Source organism: Kitasatospora sp. NPDC004745, assembly GCF_042873275.1.
Lineage (GTDB): Bacteria > Actinomycetota > Actinomycetes > Streptomycetales > Streptomycetaceae > Kitasatospora.
Genome location: NZ_JBIALK010000035.1, coordinates 1 through 18909, shown reverse-complemented (window position 1 = coordinate 18909; position 18909 = coordinate 1). Strand labels below are relative to the sequence as shown.

Genomic DNA, 18909 nt, shown 5'->3' with positions numbered 1-18909 from the left:
ACAATCCTTTAGGCTCTGGCTGAATCCTCGTCGTCGAGCGCCGCAGGAAAGCTCCCGTGCACCGTTTCCGGCTCGGCCTGGCCGACCTCGCCACCACCTGGTTCGCGGTGTCCCCGATCCAGGAGGCCTCCCTCAGCCTGCGGATGTGGACCCACCCCGGCGTCTACCCCCTGCAGAGCCGGGCCTTCGAACGCCTCCGGCCCGTCTTCGAGCGGCTGGACTCCGCGCTGCTGCTCTCCCTCGTCGGCGGGAACCGCTGGATCCCGGACTTCCTGACGCCCCGCCCGGAGGCCCCCGCCGCCGACTTCCGCACCGAGCTGGCGGCCGTCCGCGGGCTGCCGCCGGAGCAGCTGCGCACCGAACTCGAACAGACCTTCCTGCCGCACGGACGCCCCCTGCCCGCCCGGCTGGCCGCCGGACTGGCCGACCCGGCCCGGCTGCTGGCGCGGATCGCCGACGCACTGGAGGAGTACTGGGAGGTCTGCCTGGCCCCGCACTGGTGGCCGCAGGCCCGTAGCGTCCTGGACGCCGACCTCGTCTACCGGGCCCGGCTGCTCTCGCAGTACGGCGCGGCGGCGCTCTTCGCCGACCTGGACCACCGGCTGCACTGGGAGGACGGCGTCCTGTCGATCAACCGTCGCTGGACGGACTGGGACGGCGAGACGGCAGTGGACGGGCGCGGCCTCGTGCTCATCCCGACCTTCTTCGCCCGCGGCGCCATCACCATGATCAGCAACGACCGTGCGCCGCAGATCAGCTACCCGGCCCGGGGGCAGGCGGGCATGGACGGCGCCGGCGCCCCGGTCCCGCCGCAGGCCCTGGAGGCGCTGATCGGCGCGCCGAAGGCCCGGCTGCTGACCCTGCTCGCCGAGCCCGCCTCCACCACCGACCTCGCCTACCGGCTCGGGGTCACCCCGGGTGCGGTCAGCCAGCACCTGTCCGTCCTGGCCGCCACCGGGCTGGTCACCCGGGCACGCCACGGCCGCTCGGTGCTGTACCGGCGCAGCGCGCTCGGGGACGAGCTGACGGGGGCGAACCGGTGACCCGGCCCGCCACCCTGCACCCCAACTCACCAGTGGTACAGACCTGTTGACGCATTGGTCCAGTCCTCCTACAGTGCCCCATGCCGCGTCACCCCACGGCGCGGGCACCCATCGCACACGCACCACACCCGCGGTTCTGCGTCACCCTGTCCAACCCCCACAGTCACAGGGAGAACCATGTCCGCTCGATCCCGGGCCGGGCGCCCGCGCGTGCGCAGCAGACTGCTGGCACTGCTCTCCGCCCTGCTCCTCCCGGTCGCCGCGATCACCGCGCTGGCCGCCCCGGCGCACGCCGCCGGAAAGCTCACCGCCACCTTCACCACCGCCGACAACGGCTCCTGGTGGCAGGGCACCTACATCGTCCACAACGACAACGCCACCGCCGTCACCGGCTGGACCCTGGAGTTCGACCTGCCGGCCGGAGTCTCCATCGGCAACAGCTACAACGGCACCGCCACCGTCAACGGCCGGCACGTCACCGCGACCAACGCCTTCTACAACGCCACCGTCAACGCCCACGGCACCACCGAGCCGTACAGCTTCTGGTTCGTCGGCACCGGGCCCGTCGCCGCGCCGGCCAACTGCCGCGTCAACGGCGACAAGTGCGACGGCAGCGCCGACGTCCCGCCGTCCGCCCCCGGCGCACCGGCGGTCACCTCCAGCACCGCGCACACGCTCGCCCTGTCCTGGGCGGCCGCCACCGGCGGGGACTTCCCGGTCGCCTCCTACGACGTGCTGAGCGGCACCACCGTGCTCGGTTCGAGCACGACCACGAGCGCCCTGCTCACCGGCCTCACCCCGGCCACCAGCTACACCCTGACCGTCCGCGCCAAGGACGCCCGCGGCAACACCGGCCCGCTCAGCACCGCCGTCACCGCCGCGACCTTCGACCCGTCGAGCGATCCGACCCCGCCCACGGCGCCGACCGCCCTGCGCTCCACGGCGGTCGGTTCGACGGACGTCACGCTCGCCTGGAACGCCGCGACCGACAACGTCCGGGTCGCCGCGTACGACGTCTACCAGGGCGGCACGCCGGTGGCGACGGTCGGCGGCGGCACGCTGACCGCGACCGTCGGCAGCCTCTCGCCGTCCACCGCCTACACGTTCACCGTCAAGGCCCGCGACCCCGCCGACAACGCCTCGCCGGCCTCCGCACCGCTCACCGTGACCACCTCGGACCTGGTCGGCGCGGGAAAGTACGCCAGGGTCGGCTACTTCGTGCAGTGGGGCATCTACGGCCGCCAGTACTTCGTCAAGAACCTCGACACCTCGGGCAGCGCGGCCAAGCTGGACGTCGTCAACTACGCCTTCGAGAACATCGATCCGGTCAACCTGACCTGCCTGGCGGGCGTCACCAAGGGCACCACCGCCAACCCGCAGGACCCGGACCAGGGCACCGGCGCCGGTGACGCCGACGCCGACTACGCCCGCCCGATGAGCGCCGCCCAGTCGGTGGACGGCGTGGCCGACGACGGCTGGGGCAAACTCCGCGGCAACCTCAACCAGTTGAAGAAGCTCAAGGCCAAGTACCCGAACCTCAAGGTGGTCGTCTCGCTCGGCGGCTGGACGTACTCCAAGTACTTCTCGGACGCCGCCGCCACCGACGCCTCCCGCCAGAAGTTCGTCAAGTCCTGCGTCGACACCTGGATCAAGGGCAACCTGCCGGTCTACAACGGCGCCGGCGGCGACGGCGTCGCGGCCGGGATCTTCGACGGCATCGACCTCGACTGGGAGTGGCCCGGCTCCGGCGACGGCCACGCCGGCAACCACTGGAGCGCCGCCGACAAGGGCAACCTGACCCTGCTGCTGGCCGAGTTCCGCAAGCAGCTGGACGCGCTGGGCGGCTCGCACAAGCTGCTCACCGCCTTCACCCCGGCCGACCCGGCGAAGGTCGCCGCGGGATGGGACCTGACGAAGATCTTCGGCTCGCTGGACATCGCCAACGTCCAGGGGTACGACTTCCACGGCTCCGGCAGCGACAACTCCTGGGAACCCGGCCGCACCGGCCACCAGGCCAACCTCTACACCGACCCGAACGACCCGTACACCACCCACTTCAGCGTGGACGCGGCGGTCCGGACGTACCTGGACGCCGGGGTCAACCCGCGCAAGCTCACCATCGGCTTCCCGTTCTACGGGCGCGGCTGGCAGGGCGTGGCGGACGGCGGCGCCAAGGGCGTCTGGCAGTCCGCGAACGGTGCCGCCCCCGGCCAGTTCGCGGAGGAGGCCGGTACCCGCGGCTACCAGAACCTGCTCACCGGAGTGCCCGGGCTCACCGTCTACCACGATCCCAAGTCGGTCTCGACGTACGGCTACACGGGAGCCGGCGGGCAGTGGTGGAGCTTCGACGACGCCTGGTCGATCGGCCAGAAGGCGGCCTACCTCAAGTCGAAGAACCTGCTCGGCGGAATGATCTGGGAGATGTCCGGCGACACCCCGTCCGGCACGCTCATCGGCGCCCTCGACGCCGGTCTCAAGTAGCCCGGTCCGAAAGGCCGGTGACACCGAAGGGCCCGTGCCACCGAAGGGCCCGTGCCACCCGAGAGGCCGGTGCCCCTCCCCGCGGGGAGGGGCACCGGCCCCGGGTCCGCCGCTACCGCGAGGCCAGCGCCGACAGCTTCCGCGCGGCGCGGTACTGCCGCAGCACCTGGGCGAAGGTGGTGTGCCCCTGGGTGGTCCGGGCGAAGGCCCGCCAGGCCGGCGGCACCAGGCAGACCGCCGCGTGGAACAGGTACGGCCGCCGCTCGAACGCCGCCAGCAGCTGCTTGCCGGCCCGCATCTCCACGCCCAGCCCGGCCTTGACGGCGAACGCGTAGTTCAGCGCCTCGCGCCGCACCGACGCGGCGTTGCCCGCCTCGGCGACCTTCACCGCCCACTCGCCGGCCAGCCGGCCCGAGCGCAGCGCGTACGAGATGCCCTCGCGGGTCCACGGCTCCAGCAGGCCGGCCGCGTCGCCCGCGACCAGCACCCGGCCGCGGGAGAGCGGCGAGTCCTCGGCCCGGCAGCGGGTCAGGTGGCCGGACTCGACGGTCGGGGTGAAGCCGGACAGCCCCAGCCGCCGGATGTAGTCGGCGAGGTACTGCTTGGTCCGCTCGCCGTCACCGCGCGCCGAGATGACGCCGACGGTCAGACTGCTCGACTCCGTCTTGGGGAACACCCAGCCGTAACTGCCGGGCAGCGGGCCCCAGTCGAGGTGGATCCGGCCGGACCAGTCCGCGGCGACCTGCGGCGGCACCGGGATCTCCGCCTCCAGGCCGAGGTCGATCTGGTCGAAGGTGACGCCGACGTGCCGGGCGATCCGGCTCGCGCTGCCGTCCGCGCCGACCACGGCGCGCGCCTCGAAGCTCCGCCCGTCGGCGGCCGTCACCAGCGCCGTCCGGTGCTCTCCGCCCCGCTGCTCGACACCGGTGACGGTCACTCCGGTGACCAGCACCGCCCCGGCCTGCTTGGCCGCCTGCACCAGGCGCAGGTCGAACTCGTCCCGGTTCACCAGGCCGAAGAGCATCCGCTGGGAACGACGCGTCCGGGTGAACCGGCCCTGGTACGCGAAGGTGACGGCGTGCACCCGGTCCTGCAGGGGCAGCCGGAAGTCCGGCGGCAGGCTGTCCCGGGACGGGCCGATGATGCCACCGCCACAGGTCTTGTAGCGGGGGTGCTCGGCCTTGTCGAGGAGCAGCACCCGGCGGCCCTGGACGGCGGCGGCGTGCGCGGCCGAGGCCCCGGCCGGCCCGGCACCGACCACCACGACGTCCCAGACGCCCTCCAGGGCGTCGGACTGCGGCCGCCCGTCGCGCGGCTCGGCCGTCACGGCGGGCTCACCGGCGGGCGTCGCGTCGGGCCTCTCCTCGGACGGCACGGCGGGCTTCGCGTCAGGCGCCGCGTCGGCTCTCCCCCCGGCTCTCGTCCGGTCGGCCGCACCGGCCGCATCGGGCGCCGCCTGGGGCGCCGGTCCTGACGCCTCGCCCGAGGGCTGACCTGACGGCTGCCCGGACACCTCGGCGTCGAGCGGCGAGGACCCGGTGTCGAGCGGGCTACGGGAATCGGAGCTTCCGGAGTCAGTCACGACGAGCAATCCTATGCGTCCGCCGGGCCCGCCGGTGGCCGCGCCGCCCCGAACTCCGGGCCGGGCCGCGCAGCACGCCTCCGGGGCCCCGCGGAACCGGCGGACCGGCCCGCGCGCCGGGCCACCCCGCCGAGCCCGTCCACCAGACCGCCCCGCCCGACTCCGCCTATGATCGGCGGTACCCCAACCACTCCCCTCCGTCCGCGGCACCCCGCGGCCGGAGCCGCCCCCACGGAGTCCCCGAATGTCACAGCCCCTGGTCGACGCCGTCCGGTCCCTGATGGACCGTGCCCGCACCGACCTCGCCGAACTGGTCGCGTTCCCCTCGGTCGCCGACCCGCGCCAGTTCCCCGTCGAGGAGTGCGAGAAGGCCGCCCGCTGGGTCGCCGACGCCTTCGCCGCCGAGGGCCTGACCGGCATCCGGCTGCTGGACACCCCGGACGGCACCCAGTCCGTCTACGGCGAGCTGCCCGGCCCCGAGGGCGCGCCGACCGTCCTGCTCTACTCGCACTACGACGTCCAGCCGCCGCTCGACGAGGACGCCTGGCTCAGCCCCGCGTTCGAGCTGACCGAGCGGGACGGCCGCTGGTACGGGCGCGGCGCCGCGGACTGCAAGGGCAACATCCTGATGCACCTGACCGCCCTGCGGGCGCTGCGCCGGGTGTACGGCGACGGCTACCCGGTCGGCCTGAAGGTCATCGTCGAGGGTTCGGAGGAGCAGGGCACCGGCGGTCTGGAGCGCTACGCCGAGGCCCACCCCGAGCTGCTCGCCGCCGACGCCATCATCATCGGCGACACCGGCAACTTCGCCCCCGGCCTGCCCACCGTGACCGCCTCGCTGCGCGGCATGACCGTCGTCGAGGTCGCCGTCAGCACGCTGGCCGGCAACCTGCACTCCGGAGCCTTCGGCGGCGCCGCCCCGGACGCACTGCAGGTGCTGGTGCGGATGCTCGCCTCGCTGCACGACGAGCACGGCGACGTCGCGGTGGCCGGCCTGACCACCGACCAGACCTGGACCGGCGTCCAGTACGCGGAGGAGCAGTTCCGCTCGGACGCCAGGGTCCTCGACGGGGTCGCCCTGACCGGCACGGGCACGATCGCCGACCGCCTCTGGGCGCGGCCGTCCGTCACCGTCCTCGGCATCGACGCCCCGCCGGTGATCGGCGCCACCTCCTCGGTGCAGGCGGCCGCCAAGGCGCTGGTCAGCCTGCGCGTCGCCCCGGGCAGCGACGCCGACGCCGCCCAGGAGGCGCTGGTCGCCCACCTGGAGGCGCAGGTGCCGCTGGGTGCCCGGGTGACCATCGAGCGCCAGGGCAACGGCTCCCCGTTCACCGCGGACACCACCGGCCCCGCGTACGAGGCGATGGGCGAGGCGATGGCGGAGGCCTTCGGCACCGCGATGGTCGCCTCCGGCGAGGGCGGCTCGATCCCGCTCTGCAACACGCTGCGCTCGCTGTACCCGCAGGCCGAGATCGTGCTCATCGGCGTGGAGGAGCCGACCACCCAGATCCACGCGGTCAACGAGAGCGTCGACCCGCTGGAGCTGGAGCGGATGGCCCTCACCGAGGCCCTGTTCCTGCGCCGTTACGCCGAGCTGCGCTCCGTCTGACGCGCGCCGCTGCGGGAGCCGGGGCCGCCGCCCCGGCCACCGGGCCCGCCCGGCCGCCCGCCGCTGAGCCGGCGGGCGGCGGCGGTCACCGCCGCGTAGCCGAGCGCGCCCACGGCGAGCCCGGCGCCGGCACCGAAGCAGACCTCCGGGACGAGGTTGCGCCGCAGCGGGGCGAGCCGGTGCAGCACCCCGACCGCCGTCGCCGCGCCGAGCGCCGCGACGGCGGTCCGGCGGGTCCGGGGCGCGAGCGCGACGGCCGGGCGCACCGGCTCGACCGCCCGCACCGCACGCGCCGCCCAGCCGGCCATCGCGGCCAGCGCGAGGGCCGAACTGCCGTACTGCAGCGCGGAGTAGAGCGGGACACCGGCCACCTGGCGGTTCAGCTCCGGCAACAGCCGCACGCCCAGTCGGCCCTCGTGGGTGAAGGCGTCCCAGCCGACGTGGGTGGCGGCGCCGATCGCCGCCGACGCGGCGAACCAGGCCGCGCCCGCCCCGTCAGCGCCGGGCCGCCGCACCGTCAGCGCCTCGGCCGCGCGCGCCCACCGGTCGGGGAGCAGAGCGACCAGCGGGGCGCGCAGCAGCCCGTGCCAGCCGGCCACCAGCACCCCGGCGATCGCCACGTCCAGCGTGGGCACGGCCCACCAGCTGTGCGTCAGACCGCCGTGCCGGTACACCCCGGGAAGCAGCGACTCGGCGAAGAACGGCACGTCGGGCGCCATCGACCCGGCGACCAGGGCCGAGGCCACCAGCGGCCCGCGCTGCCCGGCGGCGCGCAGCAGGGGCAGGACGGCGGCGGGGTGGCTCAGTGTGAACGGCATGCCCCCATCCTCCCGCCCGCGCCCGGCCGCCGGCCAACGCCCCCGGTCGTGGGCCACCACGCCGCGTCCGACGGCCCCCGGGCCGTCCGGCGTCGCCCCGCGGACGCGGGTGTGAACACAGGTCCCGGCCCGGCGTGGACCGTCGGGCCCGCGCTACGCCGCGTCCGCCGTGCTGGTCAGGCCGAGGGCCACCCGGCGGCCGGCCTCCAGGTAGCGCAGCTCACCGCTGCGGCGGGCGTCCAGGGCGGCGGCGAGGCGGCGGCAGCGGCTCGGGGGCAGCAGGTCGGCGGCCTCGGCCAGGGTGACGAAGCGCCAGCCGCGCAGCTCCTCCGGCTGGAGCAGCAGGCTCTGGCGGGCGGCGGAGTCGAGCTGGCCGCCGTCGTACATCAGGCGCAGACCGCCGCGGCGCGGTCCGGTGCGCGGCTCCCAGTCGACGGCGAGCAGGCGCAGGACGGACGGGTCCAGCCGCAGACCGAGCTCCTCCGCGGTCTCGCGCAGGGCGGCGTCGGTGGGGGCCTCGCCGCGTTCGACCACGCCTCCGGGGAAGTCCCAGTCGGGCTTGTAGACCGGGTCGACCAGGAGGACGCGGTCCTGCTCGTCGAAGAGCAGCACGGCGGAGGCCACGGTGTCCCCGGTCGGGTCCGGGGTCTGGACGATCGGGCAGCGCGCGGCACCGACCCGGACCAGCTCGGCGATCCGGTGCGCGGTCTCGCGCGGGGTGAGTTCGCTGGTGTCGAGCATCCGGGCGTCCTCGACCAGCCAGCGCCGGGCGGCCCGGTACCGGGCCACGTGCTCCAGGCACCAGGTGCGGACCCGCTCGCTGGCCTGCGGATCGTCCGGGCACTCGTCGCGACGGGCGATGCGGTCGCGCAGGATCGTTTCTTCTGGGTCCAGGACGAAATGGTGCACCGCGATGCCGTTCGAGGCGAGGTCACCGAAGATCTCGTCCCGGTAGTCCTCTCTGAGCAGGGTCATCGGGACCACCAGCGGGCCCGCGACCTCGCCGAGCAGCGCGGCCGCCGTCTCGGGGACGAGCCGGCGCCACGCCGCCAGGTCCTGGAAGTCGGACACCGTCGCCAGCCGGTCGGCCGGGAGCATCCGCCGCAGGCCGAAGCCCACCAGCTCGGGATCGAAGAGCACGCTCCCGGGCAGCAGTTCCACCAGCTCTCGGCAGGCACTCGTCTTGCCCGCCCCGAATGTGCCATTGACCCAGACGATCACAACGTCCCCTGCCCTCGACTTGCCCCGATGCCGTTCGCACCGGGCAGCGCCCCCGTCGGCCGAACCAGCGCCACCCGTGGTGGTACCCGCGCCACGCCGCTCCCCATGCCTCCCCCGCGCGCCCGCCGTGTCCGCCCCGGTCCGCCCCCTTGACGGCGGCATGTGCCCGGGCGAGCGGCCATCCGCCCAGCCACCCCAGTCCGTCCGGCCCCAGGAGGGACGGCACACGGCCGCCGCGCGCCCCGCCCGCGCGCCCGGGGCGCCCTCCTGCGCCGGCCACGCGCGCCCGGGCCGCCGTCCCGCGCCGCCTGGGCACGCCCGGGGTGCCGTCTTGCGCCGCGCACGCCCCGGCACGTACAGAGGGACGATGAAGCTGCTTCCCGTCGGCCGCGTCGTCGTCATCGGCTCCGTCAACACCGACCGCATCCTCCGCTGCCCCGTGCTGCCCGCCCCCGGCGAGACCGTCCTCGCCGCCGACGCCACCCGGGGGTTCGGCGGCAAGGGGGCGAACCAGGCCGTCGCGGCGGCCCGGATGGGGGCCGCGACGCACCTGGTGGCCAAGGTCGGCGGGGACGCCGACGGCCGGGCGGCGCTGGCCGATCTGCAGGGCGCGGAGGTCGAGACGGGCGCCGTGCTCACGCACCCCGACGCGCCCACCGGCGAGGCGATCGTCATGGTCGACCCGGGCGGCGAGAACAGCATCGTCGTCGTCCCGGGCGCCAACGCCCACCTGACCGCCGCCGAGGTCACCGCCGCGCTCGCCGCGCTCCGCCCGCGCCCCCTCGACGTGGTCCTCACCAGCGGCGAGGTCCCCGCGGAGTGCATCCGGGCGACGGCGGCCGCGCTCGCCGGGACCGACACCCGCTGGGTGCACAACGCCGCGCCCGCCGGCGCGCTGCCCGACACCGGCCCCGCCGGGCGCCGGCCCCTGATCGTCGCCAACGCCGTCGAGGCCCGCCAGCTCACCGGCGCCCCGACCGTCGAGGAGGCCGCCCGGATCCTCGCCGGTACGGGCCACCGTCCCGGTCGGGACGGCCGAGGCGGCACGGACGGCACGGGCAGCACGGACGGCACGGGCAGCGCGGCGGCACGGAGCGGCCGGGTCGCCGGCGCCGTGCTCACCCTGGGCGCCGACGGCGCACTGGTCGCCGCGGACGGGCGGCTGACCCGGCTGCCCGCACCCGCCGTCCGGGTCGTCGACACGACGGGTGCCGGCGACGTCTTCTGCGGCGCCCTCGCCGCCGGACTCGCCCGCGGAACGGCCCTGCCCGAAGCCGCCGCCGCGGCCGTGGCCGCCGGGGCGTTCGCCGTCACCGCCCTCGGCGCCCGCGGTGCCCTACCCCGCCCCGCCGATCTCGGCCCCACCGCCCCAGGAGCCACCGACCTCTGACCCACCGACGACAGCCCCACCGGCCACCACCCGCCGCAGCGGTGACCCCCGCAGCGCCGAGCAGCGCCCCGGGAGTGACCCGGACCAGGACGCGCCAGGGGCACCCGGGCCGCGAACGCCCGGGCACCCCTGCCCCTCACCGGGCCGCCGGAGCTACGGCCGCCCCATGAACGCCGGGTAGTAGCCGCTGCTGATCCCCGAGATCCGGATCGTCGTCCCCGGCCGGGCCGCCTCGACGTACTGGTTGTCGCCCAGGTAGATCGCCACGTGCTGGATGCCCCGCGCCGTCCCGTCGGGGGACCAGAAGAGCAGGTCGCCCCGGCGCAACTGGCTCGCCTTGACCGGCGTGGTGGCCGCGTACTGGTCGTTGGCCACCCGCGGCAGGTCGATGCCGCCGCGCCGGAAGGACTGCTGCACCAGGCCGGAGCAGTCGTAGCCGTTCGGCCCGTTGCCCGCGGTCACGAAGGGCTTGCCCAGCTGCGCGAGGGCGAACTGCACCGCGTCCTCGACGTCCCGGTCGCCCGCCACCGCGTCGGAGGAGGACCCCACCGAGCCCGACGCACTCGGCGAGGACGAGGAGGACGAGGCCGACCCGCCCCCGGTCCGCGCCAGGTAGATGTCGTAGTGGGTGGTCCAGCGCCACTCGCCCTTGCTGTTCTTGAACCAGTACCGCGACCCGTCCCAGCCCTGCTTGATCCCGCCGGACCCGGTGGACTTCGCCGCCGACGAGGAGCCGCCGCCCGTGCGCGCCGCGTACACGTCGTAGTGCGAGGTCCAGCGCCACTGCCCCTGGCTGTTCTTGAACCAGTACCGCGAGCCGTCCCAGCCGGCGTGCGCCGGTGCCGGCTCGGCGGCCGCGGGGCTCACGCTGGTGCCGAGGCCGATCACGCCCGCACCGGCCGCGATCACGGCCACCATGCCTATCCCCCGGCGGACCCGCGACGCGCGGGCCGGACGGGCGGGGCGGGCGGCGGCCCGCTGGTCGGCGGTGGCGGCGGCGGTGCGCTGCCCGGTCGGTTCGTCGGCGGCACCCGGCGCGCCGGTGTTGACGGAGCTCATCCTGCTGACTTCCTTCACTGCTGCGAACCCGCCGCCACGGGGGCGGCTGCGGAAACGGCTGCGGACACGCGGTGCGTCCCGGCGAGGCACGCACCGACCGGCAGTCCCCGTCCGACATGCCGCGGCCTCCGGCCGTGCGACCGGAAGCCGCGGCATGTCGCCCAGGGATTCAGTTCTGCCTGCGTGTCACGTTAGGCACGCGTCCGCTCACAGCGCGCAGTGGAGTGCGCCAATGGAAGGGTTCACGGCGGGTGAGCACCGACGGTGCATCAGGGTGAACACCCGTCATCGGACGCCGTCCGACGCCCCCTCAGTCGCGTCCGGCGGCCTGCGCGAGCAGCTGCTTCTTCAGCACCTTCCCCAAGGCGTTCCTGGGCAGTTCGGGCACCAGCACGACCCGGCGGGGGCGCTTGTGCGCCGAGAGCCGCTCCGCCACGAAGGCCGTCAGCTGGTCACCCGTCACGGCGCCGTCCGGGATGACGAACGCGACGATCGCCTGCCCGAGGTCCTCGTCCGGCGCGCCGACCACCGCCGCGTCGGCGACCGCCGGGTGGTCGCGCAGTGCGGCCTCCACCTCTCCGGCGCCGATCCGGTAGCCGCCGCTCTTGATCAGGTCGACGGAGGCGCGGCCGACGATCCGGTGGAAGCCGTCCTCCCCGATCACGGCGACGTCGCCGGTGCGGAACCAGCCGTCGGGCGTCCAGGCCTCGGCGTCCGCGTCGAGCCGGTTGAGGTAGCCGCTGAACAGCGTCGGGCCGGCGACCTGCAGTTCCCCGACGCTCTCCCCGTCCCTGGGCACGGGCGCGCCGTCCTCGCCGACCAGCCGGGTGCGGACCCCGTCCAGCGGCAGGCCGACGCTGCCGGGCCGGCGCTCGCCGTCCGCCCGGGTGCTGACGGTGATCAGCGACTCGGTCATCCCGTACCGCTCGATCGGGGCGTGCCCGGTCAGCGCCGCCAGCTTCTCGAACACCGGCACCGGCAGCGGCGCGCTGCCGGAGACCAGCAGCCGGGCCCCGGAGAGCCGGGCCGCCGCCTCCGGATCGCCCGCCAGCCGGGACCAGACGGTCGGCACGCCGAAGTAGAGGCTGCCGCCCGCGGCGGCGTACCCGGCCGGGGTGGGCCGCCCGGTGTGCACGAGCCGGCTGCCGGTGCGCAGTGCGCCGAGCACCCCCAGCAGCAGGCCGTGCACGTGGAACAGCGGCAGACCGTGCACGAGCGTGTCGTCGGCGGTCCACTGCCAGGCGGCGGCGAGCGCGTCCAGGTCGGCGGCGATCGCCGCGCGGGGGATCACGGCCCCCTTGGGAGCCCCGGTGGTGCCCGAGGTGTAGAGGACGAAGCCGGTGGCGTCCGCGGGGGGTTCGGCGTGGCGGGCGGTGGACCGCTCCGCGGGGTCCACCGGCAGGAGCTCCACGCCCCCGCGGCCCGCCGCCGCGTCCGCCACGCCGTCGACCTCCTCGCCCACGGCGTGCGCGAGCAGCGCCGCGCCCGAGTCGCGCAGGATGTGCTCGCGCTCCTTCGGCCCGGAGTCGGGCGGCAGCGGCACCACGGGCACGCCCGCCAACAGGCCGCCGACCACGGCCACCACCGTCTCGGCGGTGGGCCGGGCCAGCACGGCGAGCGCGGGGGCGCCGGCCACCCGGTCGGCGACGGCGGACGCCGCGCCCAGCAGCTCCTCCCGGGACAGCGCCCGCCCGTCGATCCGCAGCGCGTCGGCCGCGTCCCCGAAGCCGCCCTGAAGTGCGGTCAGCAGTGCCATGCTTCCGTCCCCTCGCCCTCGTCCTCGTCCCGGCGCGGCCGCTCCGCGCCGTCGTCCCGCGGTCTCGCGCCGACTCTACGGTCCGCGGCCGCCGGGCCCGCGGCGCACCCGGCGCTTCGCCGCGCGTGCACCGGGCCGCGCCGCGCACGACGGAGGGCGTGGCACCGAGCACCCGGCGCCACGCCCTCCAGTCCTCCCCGCGGGGATCAGCCCTTGCGGGCCTTCACCTCGGCGGTGAGCTGCGGCAGCACGGCGAAGAGGTCGCCGACCACGCCGTAGTCGACCAGCTCGAAGATCGGGGCCTCGGGGTCCTTGTTGACGGCCACGATGGTCTTCGAGGTCTGCATGCCGGCCCGGTGCTGGATCGCACCGGAGATGCCCGCCGCGATGTACAGCTGCGGCGAGACCTGCTTGCCGGTCTGGCCGACCTGGTTGCTGTGCGGGTACCAGCCGGCGTCGACCGCGGCACGGGAGGCGCCGACGGCCGCGCCCAGCGCGTCCGCGAGCTCCTCGACCACGCCGAAGCCCGAGGCCTCGCCGACACCGCGGCCGCCGGAGACGACGATCGCGGCCTCCGTCAGTTCCGGACGGCCGGAGGAGACGCGCGGGGTGCGCGAGGTGACCTTGGCGGCGTTGCCGGTGAACTCCACCGACACGTTCTCCACCGCACCGGCGGCCGCGGCGGCCTCGGGGGCCACCGCGTTCGGCTTGACGGTGATGACCGGGGCGCCCTTGGTGACCTTCGACTTCACCTGGAAGGACGCGGCGAACACCGACTGGGTGGCGACCGGACCGCCGTCGCCGGCCTCCAGGTCGACGGCGTCGGTGATGATGCCGGAGCCCAGCCGCAGCGCGACGCGAGCGGCGACCTCCTTGCCCTCGCCGGAGGAGGTGACCAGGACGGCGGCGACGCCGTTGGCCTTGGCGATCTGGGCCAGGGCGTCCACCTTGGGGACGACCAGCTGGTCGGTGAACTCGGCGCCGTCGGCGACGTACACCTTCGCGGCGCCGAACTCGGCGGCCTTGGCGGCGATGTCGGCCGCGGCGCCGCCGGCGCCCAGCACGACCGCGGACGGCTCGCCGATCCGGCGGGCCAGGGTCAGCAGTTCGAGGGCCGGCTTGCGGACCACACCGTCGGCGTGGTCCACCAGAACCAGGATCTCAGCCATGATTCGTTGCTCCTGATCGATCGTTGGATGCGCGAACGGGTGGGACTAGATGAACTTCTGGTCGGCGAGGAAGCCGGCGAGCGCCTTGCCGCCCTCGCCCTCGTCCTTGACGACGGTGCCCGCGCTGCGCGCCGGACGCGCCGCCACCGACTCGACCGCCGTCCACGAACCCGCCAGACCGACCTCGTCCGCCTCGATCCCCAGGTCGTCCAGGTCCAGCGACTGCACCGGCTTCTTCTTCGCCGCCATGATCCCCTTGAACGACGGGTAACGGGCCTCACCCGACTGGTCCGTCACCGAGACCACCGCCGGCAGCGCCGCCTCGACCAGCTCGGTCGCCGCGTCACCGTCACGACGCCCGCGCACCACACCGCCCTCGACCGACACCTCGGACAGCAGCGTCACCTGCGGCACACCCAGACGCTCCGCCAGCAGCGCCGGCAGCACACCCATCGTGCCGTCCGTCGACGCCATGCCACCGATCACCAGGTCGAAACCGACCTGCTCCAGCGCCTTCGCCAGGATCGCCGACGTCCCGATCACGTCCGTGCCGTGGATGTCGTCGTCGTTCACGTGCACGGCCTTGTCCGCACCCATCGACAGCGCCTTGCGCAGCGCGTCCTTCGCGTCGTCCGGCCCGACCGTCAGCACCGTCACCTCGGCGCCCTCGTTCGCCTCCGCGATCCGCAGCGCCTGCTCCACGCCGTACTCGTCCAGCTCCGACAGCAGGCCGTCCACGCCCTCCCGGTCGGTGGTGTGGTCGTCCGAGAACCGACGGTCACCCGTCGCGTCCGGCACGTGCTTCACGCAGACAACGATCCTCAAGCTCACGGCCTGTCTCCTGTACTGGTCTCGTCCGGCGGCTGCGGCTGTGCAAGCGGGTGCGAACTTGGCACGCACCCGCTCCGGGCAGCGTGTTCCCGTGCCGGTCCGGAACTCTCTGGCAGCATACTCGCCAGTAGCTCAGTGGTCACTACTGGCCAGTAGCTTAGGCCGGACGGCTGCACTTCCGCCTGCGCCCATCCTGCCCCAGCCCACCCCTGACACCACCCGACGGGGCGGCACATCCGCGACCGGATTCGCTCCGCCCCTCACACCGCCCGGCCGAGCGCCGCGATCACGTCCGCCTTGCGCGGCAGCCCCGCGGCCCGGCGCACCACCCGCCCGTCCGCGTCCAGCACCAGGACGGTCGGCGTGCGCAGGACCTCCAGCCGACGGACCAGTTCCAAGCGGTCCTCGGCGTCGAGCTCGACGTGCACCACCCCGTCGACCATGCCGGCCACCTCCGCGAGGACCCGGCGGGTGGCCCGGCAGGGCTGGCAGAACGCCGTCGAGAACTGCACCAGCGTCGCCCGTTCCCCGAGCGCCCCGCCGAGCTCCGCCTCCGACAGCCGTACCGCCCCGTCCCCGGTCCGCACCCGCACACTCCCGTCGCTCCCGGCCCTCAGCAGGCCGGACCCGGTCGCCGCCGTCGGCACGACGACGCACCTCACCGATCCCGTCGCCCCCCAGTCTGCGCCAGCGCCCCCGGGGTCCGGAAAGGAGGTCGACCGCCCCGCGGGGCGCGCGTACGATCGGCGGGTGGACTCCGACCGCGCCGCCCCACCGCTGCCGACCTCCCGCCGCGTCGTCGACCTGGGCCGGGCCACCACCACCCGCTGTCGCTGACGCGCCCCGCCGCCGCCCGTCGCGACCCTCCCGGAGCCCCCGTGCAGATAGACCCCCGCGGTCCCCGTTTCGCCGCCGCCCTCACCTTCGTCGTCCTGGCCGCCTCCCTGATCACCGGCAGCCCCGTCCTGCTCGCCGCCCAGGGGCTCGTCTTCGCCGCCGGCGCGATCGGCGGCCCGCGGCTCTCCCCTTACGGCTGGCTGTTCCGGACGGTGCTGCTCCCCCGGCTGGATCCGCCGTCCGAGACCGAGGACGAGCGGCCGCCCCGGTTCGCCCAGGGCGTCGGCCTCGTCTTCGCCGCCGTCGGCACGCTCGGCTACCTCACCGGGGTGGTCTGGCTCGGCGTGCTGACCACCGCCTTCGCCCTCGTCGCGGCCTTCCTCAACGCCGCGTTCGGCTACTGTCCCGGCTCCGAGATCTACCCGCTGGTCCGCCGGGCCCAGGGCCGGCTCGGCGCCGGGGCCTGACCGGGCCGCCCGGGACGGGAAAAGTTCCCGTCCGTTCTCATCACGGAGATCACACCGCGAAAATCCGCTTGACCGGACGCCTCAGGTGACAGCAGGCACTCGTTCGGGGGATCATCTCCGTGAATCACCCGTGACCGCCGCGGCGTGCCGCGCTCCGGTCGGCCCCCTCCCGACGGCGCGGGTACCGTCGTACCGGGCCCCGGCCCGTGGAAGTCAGGACTGACCGTGGCAGAGTTCGTGTACCCGCCGGTGATCGGCGCCGCACTCACCGCCTTCCGCGCGCTCGACGTGCGGATCAGGATCGTGGGTGCCGAGCACATCCCCGCCGACGGCGGTGCCGTGCTCGTCAGCAATCACATCAGCTACCTGGACTTCCTCTTCGCCGGCCTGGGCGCCTACCGCGGAGGCAAGCGCAAGACCCGCTTCATGGCCAAGGACGACGTCTTCAAGCACGCGGTCTCCGGTCCGCTGATGCGCGGGATGAAGCACATCCCCGTCGACCGCACCGACGGCCAGCCCGCCTACGAGGCCGCCGTGCGCGCGCTCCGGGCCGGCGAGGTCGTCGGGGTGTTCCCCGAGGCGACCATCAGCCGTTCGTTCATGCTGAAGAAGTTCAAGACCGGCGCCGCCCGCATGGCCGCCGACTCCGGCACCCCCCTGCTGCCCGTGATCCTCTGGGGCACCCAGCAGCTCTGGACCAAGGGCCGCCCGAAGACCCTGACCAAGCGCCATGTCCCGGTCACCATCATGATCGGCGAACCGATTCACCTCGGGCCGAACGACAAGCCCGTGATGGTCACCAGACGCCTGCGCGCCGCCATGGCGGAGATGCTCGACCAGGCCCAGCGCGAGTACCCCGGCAAGCCCTCAGGACCGGACGACACCTGGTGGCTGCCCACGCACCTCGACGGCACCGCGCCCACCCTGGAGGTCGCCGAGGCCGAGGACGAGGCGGAGGCGGCGGCCAAGGCCGAGCGCCGAGCCGCCCGGGGCTGACCGCCCTCCGCTCCACGGCCCTCCCTCCACCGCCTCCCCTCCGACCGACTTCCTACTCCGTGTGGCGGAGCGTGCGCGCAGTGTCGCGTGTCGCTCGGCCATCGGCGCCCTCCGTCTGACACAGTGACAGCTCCCTTCTGGGGCCCTCGTCCTGAATCGGCGACGGAGCGAACGTCGGAGCGGCCGGAAGGTCGGAGACGGAGATGACACGGATGGCCGGCACACGACAGTCGCCCACCCCCAAGGCCCGCACCCGCGCAACCGCCGGTGCGGGCCTTCTGCTGCTGGGCACCCTGCTCACCGGATGCGGGGCCGAACCCGGAGACATCCCGCTCTCCGAGATCCAGGCGGACACCCCCGCCGCCACCCCCGAACCGACCGCCCCGGCCACCCCCGGCGTGGTGGGCGCCGCCGCGGAAGCACCCGCGGTCACCGCCCACAACGGTCTGATCGTCGGCCGCGCCTTCGTCGACGCCACCCGCACCACCACCGCAATCGTCACCCTGGCCCCTGACGGAACCGCCCCTCACCAGGTCACCCAGCCGCCGGAGCGCGCCCGCGACGACCGCCCCGACTGGTCTCCGGACGGCGCCGTCATCTCCTTCGACCGGACCGACCCGCAGAGCGGCACCGCCCGGCTCTGGACGGTCGCGGCCAGCGGCGAGGGCGCCCACCAGATCGGCCAGCTCTGCGAGAGCGGCACCGCCGACTGCGCCAACGAGGACGAGCGCGCACCCGCGTACTCGCCGGACGGCAAGCAGCTCGCCTTCAGCCGCTCCTGGGGCGCCCTCGACCAGGCCAACGGCAACCAGGTCCAGTACTCGGACCTCTACCTGATGAGCCCGGACGGCACCGACGTCCAGCGGCTCACCTTCCTCACCAACGACAAGCCGTACTCCGGCCAGGTCAGCAACCCCAGCTGGTCCCCCGACGGCAAGCAGCTCACCTTCGAGTACCGCACCAGCGCCACCGGCCAGCCCGCCAACAGCCGCGCCGTCTACGTGGTCGGCGCGGACGGCACCGGGCTCCGGCAGCTCACCCCCTGGGAACTGCGCGCCGGTGACCGCGCCAGCTGGTCCCCCGACGGCACCCAGATCGTCTTCACCACCTACCCGGCCGGCCCCGACAACACCCCCGGCGGCGGCATCTACACCGTCCACCCCGACGGCTCGGCGATCGGGGCGCTCACCCCCGCCCCGTCCAACGTCTCCTACGGCACCGCCTCGTACGCGCCCGACGGCAAGTCCATCGTCTTCGCCCAGGCACCGTCCGGCGGCGGGTCCGACCTCTACAGCATGCGACCGGACGGCACCGGCGTCACCCGGCTCACCAACACCGCGGAGGTGTGGCTCAGCCGGCCGGCCTGGGGCACCGCAGCGGTGGCCGTGCCGGCCCGGCCCGAGGAGCAGGACGCCGCTCAGGTGCAGGCCCAGGCCCAGGCGCAGGCACCGAGCCAGCCGCAGCCGTCGGCTCAGGCACAGCCGTCGGCTCAGGCTCAGGAGGAGTCGCAGCCCGACAACGGGTGAGGCTCCCCCGGCCCCGGAATCCTCCGGGAAACGCAAAGAACCCCCGCCGGATATCCCGGCGGGGGTTCTTCGTGAATGATTGTTCGGCGGCGTCCTACTCTCCCACAGGGTCCCCCCTGCAGTA

The 18909-nt window shown here is 74.7% G+C and carries 15 protein-coding genes; 7 read left to right on the top strand and 8 right to left on the bottom strand.

Features of this window, described 5'->3' with window-relative positions; genetic code table 11:
- Window positions 1–56 precede the first annotated feature (56 nt).
- On the top strand, window positions 57–1043 hold the full coding sequence (locus ACFYUY_RS35815) for a helix-turn-helix domain-containing protein (protein ID WP_360221604.1): 987 nt from the start codon (window positions 57–59) through the stop codon (window positions 1041–1043).
- Window positions 1044–1220: 177 nt separating this feature from the next.
- Window positions 1221–3524 (top strand): glycosyl hydrolase family 18 protein, encoded by a 2304-nt coding sequence (locus tag ACFYUY_RS35810; RefSeq protein ID WP_360221607.1) that lies wholly within the window; start codon window positions 1221–1223, stop codon window positions 3522–3524.
- A 112-nt stretch (window positions 3525–3636) separates the two neighbouring features.
- Here the strand turns inward: ACFYUY_RS35810 and ACFYUY_RS35805 are convergent, their stop codons facing one another.
- The gene (locus ACFYUY_RS35805) at window positions 3637–4851 is read right to left on the bottom strand and encodes a geranylgeranyl reductase family protein (protein ID WP_360221610.1); all 1215 of its coding nucleotides are present in this window, start codon (window positions 4849–4851) and stop codon (window positions 3637–3639) included.
- 499 nt (window positions 4852–5350) lie between these two features.
- On the opposite strand from ACFYUY_RS35805, the gene ACFYUY_RS35800 reads away from it, so the two are divergent.
- Window positions 5351–6715 carry a dipeptidase gene (locus ACFYUY_RS35800; protein WP_360221613.1) on the top strand — a complete coding sequence of 455 codons (1365 nt, stop codon included), beginning with the start codon at window positions 5351–5353 and terminating at the stop codon, window positions 6713–6715.
- On the opposite strand, the gene ACFYUY_RS35795 is transcribed toward ACFYUY_RS35800, so the two are convergent.
- Together ACFYUY_RS35795 and ACFYUY_RS35790 are read right to left on the bottom strand one after the other, a co-directional pair.
- Window positions 6691–7533, bottom strand: a complete 843-nt coding sequence (locus ACFYUY_RS35795) for a DUF4184 family protein (protein ID WP_387907143.1) — start codon at window positions 7531–7533, stop codon at window positions 6691–6693. The two genes, ACFYUY_RS35800 and ACFYUY_RS35795, sit on opposite strands and share 25 nt — an antisense overlap.
- A gap of 153 nt (window positions 7534–7686) precedes the next feature.
- A complete protein-coding gene (locus tag ACFYUY_RS35790; RefSeq protein WP_360221619.1) occupies window positions 7687–8754 on the bottom strand; it encodes an NUDIX hydrolase in 1068 nt (355 codons plus the stop codon).
- A 367-nt stretch (window positions 8755–9121) separates the two neighbouring features.
- On the opposite strand from ACFYUY_RS35790, the gene ACFYUY_RS35785 reads away from it, so the two are divergent.
- Entirely contained in the window at window positions 9122–10144 is a 1023-nt protein-coding gene (locus ACFYUY_RS35785) for a PfkB family carbohydrate kinase (protein ID WP_387907139.1), read from the top strand.
- A 153-nt stretch (window positions 10145–10297) separates the two neighbouring features.
- Here ACFYUY_RS35785 and ACFYUY_RS35780 read toward each other — a convergent pair whose 3' ends face one another.
- The 5 genes from ACFYUY_RS35780 to ACFYUY_RS35760 form a co-directional block, all read right to left on the bottom strand.
- The gene (locus ACFYUY_RS35780; protein WP_387907136.1) at window positions 10298–11203 is read right to left on the bottom strand and encodes a C40 family peptidase; all 906 of its coding nucleotides are present in this window, start codon (window positions 11201–11203) and stop codon (window positions 10298–10300) included.
- Between the two features lie 310 nt (window positions 11204–11513).
- Window positions 11514–12959 carry an acyl-CoA synthetase gene (locus ACFYUY_RS35775; protein ID WP_387907133.1) on the bottom strand — a complete coding sequence of 482 codons (1446 nt, stop codon included), beginning with the start codon at window positions 12957–12959 and terminating at the stop codon, window positions 11514–11516.
- Window positions 12960–13165: 206 nt separating this feature from the next.
- Window positions 13166–14128 (bottom strand): electron transfer flavoprotein subunit alpha/FixB family protein, encoded by a 963-nt coding sequence (locus tag ACFYUY_RS35770; RefSeq protein WP_387907130.1) that lies wholly within the window; start codon window positions 14126–14128, stop codon window positions 13166–13168.
- 45 nt (window positions 14129–14173) lie between these two features.
- On the bottom strand, window positions 14174–14959 hold the full coding sequence (locus ACFYUY_RS35765; protein WP_387907127.1) for an electron transfer flavoprotein subunit beta/FixA family protein: 786 nt from the start codon (window positions 14957–14959) through the stop codon (window positions 14174–14176).
- A 260-nt stretch (window positions 14960–15219) separates the two neighbouring features.
- Window positions 15220–15606, bottom strand: a complete 387-nt coding sequence (locus tag ACFYUY_RS35760; RefSeq protein ID WP_360223388.1) for a thioredoxin family protein — start codon at window positions 15604–15606, stop codon at window positions 15220–15222.
- Window positions 15607–15837: 231 nt separating this feature from the next.
- On the opposite strand from ACFYUY_RS35760, the gene ACFYUY_RS35755 reads away from it, so the two are divergent.
- The 3 genes from ACFYUY_RS35755 (at window position 15838) to ACFYUY_RS35745 (ending at window position 18785) form a co-directional block, all read left to right on the top strand.
- Window positions 15838–16263 carry a DUF4395 domain-containing protein gene (locus ACFYUY_RS35755; RefSeq protein WP_387907123.1) on the top strand — a complete coding sequence of 142 codons (426 nt, stop codon included), beginning with the start codon at window positions 15838–15840 and terminating at the stop codon, window positions 16261–16263.
- Window positions 16264–16488: 225 nt separating this feature from the next.
- Complete coding sequence (locus tag ACFYUY_RS35750) at window positions 16489–17259, top strand: lysophospholipid acyltransferase family protein (RefSeq protein ID WP_360223394.1); 771 nt, start codon at window positions 16489–16491, stop codon at window positions 17257–17259.
- 212 nt (window positions 17260–17471) lie between these two features.
- The gene (locus ACFYUY_RS35745) at window positions 17472–18785 is read left to right on the top strand and encodes a TolB family protein (protein WP_387907120.1); all 1314 of its coding nucleotides are present in this window, start codon (window positions 17472–17474) and stop codon (window positions 18783–18785) included.
- Window positions 18786–18909 lie beyond the last annotated feature (124 nt).

Coding starts and splice junctions, on each gene's coding strand:
- ACFYUY_RS35810 (WP_360221607.1), top strand. CDS start 1,221: ATGTCCGCTCGATCCCGGGCCGGGCGCCCGCGCGTGCGCAGCAGACTG.
- ACFYUY_RS35800 (WP_360221613.1), top strand. CDS start 5,351: ATGTCACAGCCCCTGGTCGACGCCGTCCGGTCCCTGATGGACCGTGCC.
- ACFYUY_RS35795 (WP_387907143.1), bottom strand. CDS start 7,533: ATGCCGTTCACACTGAGCCACCCCGCCGCCGTCCTGCCCCTGCTGCGC.
- ACFYUY_RS35785 (WP_387907139.1), top strand. CDS start 9,122: ATGAAGCTGCTTCCCGTCGGCCGCGTCGTCGTCATCGGCTCCGTCAAC.
- ACFYUY_RS35780 (WP_387907136.1), bottom strand. CDS start 11,203: ATGAGCTCCGTCAACACCGGCGCGCCGGGTGCCGCCGACGAACCGACC.
- ACFYUY_RS35775 (WP_387907133.1), bottom strand. CDS start 12,959: ATGGCACTGCTGACCGCACTTCAGGGCGGCTTCGGGGACGCGGCCGAC.
- ACFYUY_RS35770 (WP_387907130.1), bottom strand. CDS start 14,128: ATGGCTGAGATCCTGGTTCTGGTGGACCACGCCGACGGTGTGGTCCGC.
- ACFYUY_RS35745 (WP_387907120.1), top strand. CDS start 17,472: ATGGCCGGCACACGACAGTCGCCCACCCCCAAGGCCCGCACCCGCGCA.